Genomic DNA, 2,765 nt, shown 5'->3' with positions numbered 1-2,765 from the left:
GCGGTCACCGCCTGCGGGCCCGACAGCGAATAGGAATTCGGCCGCAGCAGTCCGCCCGGCATGATCACGTTCACGCCGGGCACCGTCGCCAGCAGCATCGCGATGTTCAGCGCATTGGTGATCACGTTCAGCGACTGCAGCCGCAGGCCGCGGATCTGCTTGGCGATCTCCTCGGTGGTCGAGCCCGAGTCCAGCATCACCGTCTCGCCGTCGCGGATCAGCTTCGCCGCCTCGATGGCGATGCGCACCTTCTGCTCGTGGTGCAGCTTCTGCTTGACGCTGATCGGCACCTCCTCGGTGTCGCGATGCGCCAGCGCGCCGCCGTGCGTCCGCAGCAGCGCGCCGCCGGCGGCAAGCGCGTTGAGGTCGCTGCGGATGGTGACCACCGAGATGCCGAAACGCTCGGCCAGTTCCTCCACCGTGACCCGCCCCTGCGCCTGCACCTGGTCGCGGATCAGCTGACGCCGCTCGTCGATCAGCAGCGAGGCGTCGCGCTTGTCGGCGGACGTGGGACTCGGGGCGCGGGTGGTGGACATGAGGATCCGGAAGACGTGAACTTTCGAATGATATCGAGGTCGCTGCGTTCGGAAGCCACCGAGAAGGCGCCGAAGCGGCGGCCGGCCGACGCTCGCTCAGCGCGCCAGCGCCGCAACGGCGTGCGTGTCCGGCTCCAGCCGTGCCCCGGCCAACCGCGCCGCATACATCGCCGCGCCCAGCTCCGGTCCGAACTTCGGTGCCACGAGCACCGCATTCGGCAGCGACTTGGCCATCGCCGCGCGCAGCGCGCCGGTGACCGCACCGCCGGCCTCGAAGACCCCGCCGGTGTACGACACCTCGACCGCTGCTTCAGCCGGGAGATCCAGCTGCCGCGCCACGCCGGCCGCGAGGCGCCAGCTCCTCCCCCGCGCGTGCGAGCAGGGTCGCGGCCTGCGCATCGCCCTCGGCCGCCGCGGCCGAGACCAGCCGCGCCAGCTGTGCGAGCCGGCTGCGCGCCGCGGCGCCGTTGACCGCCGCGCAGACATCGAGGTCGTGCGCCAGTCCGAAATGCCGTCGCACCAGCCCGAGCAAGGGCCCCGGCGCCGCGCGCCCATCGGCCATGCGCGAGAACAGCGCCAGGCCCTCGCGCGCCAGCCAGTAGGCCGAGCCCTCGTCGCCGAAGACCTCGCCCCAGCCGCCGCTGCGCGCGCCGCGGCCCCGCCACTCGCCATAGGCGATGGAGCCGGTGCCCGCGACCAGGCTGATGCCGTCGCGCCCGCCGAGCGAGCCCGCCCAGCTGCACACCATGTCGTTGCCGACGCGCGCGAGCGGCAGGTCCGCGAGCAGCGCGTCGAAGGCCGGCAGCAGCGCGCTGTCCTCGCCATGCGCTGGCAGCCCGGCGAAGGCCGAGCGCACCGATGCGTGGCTCAGTCCCGCCTGCCGCAGCGTCTGGGCGATGCCCTCGTGCAGCAGCGCGCGCAGCGCGTCGAAACCGATCTCCAGGTAGTAGCTGGTCGTCGACACATGCCGCGCCAGCAGGCGGCCGTCGCCGGCCAGCAGCAGGAAGCTGGTCTTCGTGCCGCCGCCGTCGATGCCGAGGTAGACCGCGTCGCGGTCAGCCGCGCGCGGGTGGTCGTCGGCGATCGTCGATGTCATCGCGCTCATCGGGAGTCAGCCCTGCGGATGCGGGTGGATGGTGACGCCGCTGACCACGCGGGTCACGGTGCCGGATGCGCTCGGATTGTCCGGCGTGATGCCCAGCTTGAGCGAGGCCAGCAGCGCCAGGCACTGCCCGAAGACCAGCGCCACCGGCGCCAGCGCCAGGTCGGGCACGTTGGCCGGCAGGTCCAGCAGCACGTCGTCCTCGGACAGCGCGTCGGTGCCGTTGAGCGCCGCGGTGCTCAGCGCGACGACGCGGCCGCGGCCCTGGCGGCGCAGCTCGCGCAGCAGGTCCTGGTCGTAGCGGCAGGTGTAGCTGTCGTTGGACATCAGGATCAGCACCAGCGTGCGCTCGTTCAGCACCGTCTTGGGCCCATGCCGGAAGCCCAGCGGCGAATCCGCCAGCGCCACCAGCCGGCCGTCGGTCAGTTCCAGGATCTTCAGCGCCGCCTCGTGGGCCAGGCCCTTGAGGCCGTTGCTGCCCAGCACGACGACGCGCTCGAAGGGCTGCTCGCTGAGCGCCACCAGGCGATCCGCCTCGCTGGCCAGCAGCCGCGTGGCCGCGTCGCCCAATGCCTGTGGCGTGGGCAGCGGCAACCCGAAGGCCCAGGCGGCGGCGAGCAGCATGCCGGTGAAGCTGGACGTCATCGCGAAGGCGCGGTCGTGGGTCTCGTCCGGCAGCAGCAGCACCTGGGCGCGCGCATGCGCGCCGAGCCGCCGCGCCAGCGTGCCCTCGGCCGCGCAGGTGACGACCAGGTGGTGGCATTCATCGACCGTGGCATCGGCCAGGTCGACCGCGGCCAGGCTCTCGGGGCTGTTGCCCGAGCGTGCGAACGACACCAGCAGCGTCGGCACGCCGGGCTGCAGGCATTGGGCGGGGCTCGAGACGATGTCGGTGGTGGCGATCGCCTCGACGCGGACGCCGGGCCGCGCGCCCAGCTGCTGCAGCAGCGCGGCCGCATCGACCTGCAGGCGCTGACCGTCGACGCGCAGATCAACCTGATGCGCGCGCTGGGTGGCGGTTACAGCGAACCCCGCCGCGCCGAGGCGCCCGCGCCGGCCGCCGGCATCGTCCAGGCCGGCTTGGCGACCAGGCCGCTGGCCACGTAGGGCTGCGCGGCCGGCCGCGC

At 73.1% G+C, this 2,765-nt stretch carries 4 protein-coding genes; all 4 read right to left on the bottom strand.

The window, feature by feature from the left end; translation table 11 throughout:
- A partial coding sequence (locus FUT87_RS15150) for a DeoR/GlpR family DNA-binding transcription regulator (protein ID WP_147241550.1) occupies positions 1–536 on the bottom strand: 536 nt, incomplete at its 3' end.
- A gap of 96 nt (positions 537–632) precedes the next feature.
- Positions 633–875, bottom strand: a complete 243-nt coding sequence (locus FUT87_RS30760) for a hypothetical protein (protein WP_255511858.1) — start codon at positions 873–875, stop codon at positions 633–635.
- Positions 847–1,641: an N-acetylglucosamine kinase gene (locus FUT87_RS15145; RefSeq protein ID WP_255511857.1), complete on the bottom strand. Its 795-nt coding sequence runs from the start codon at positions 1,639–1,641 to the stop codon at positions 847–849. The genes FUT87_RS30760 and FUT87_RS15145 overlap by 29 nt, the downstream gene beginning before the upstream one ends.
- A 6-nt stretch (positions 1,642–1,647) precedes the next feature.
- On the bottom strand, positions 1,648–2,765 hold a 1,118-nt coding region (locus FUT87_RS15140), incomplete at its 5' end, for a sugar isomerase (protein ID WP_404935407.1).

The organism is Mitsuaria sp. TWR114, assembly GCF_007997345.1.
The sequence above is the reverse complement of the archived record's forward strand: the minus strand, read 5'-3'. Positions and strand labels throughout refer to the sequence as shown.

Excerpts from the sequence above, each read along its gene's own strand:
- FUT87_RS15145 (WP_255511857.1), bottom strand. The coding sequence starts at position 1,641 with ATGAGCGCGATGACATCGACGATCGCCGACGACCACCCGCGCGCGGCT.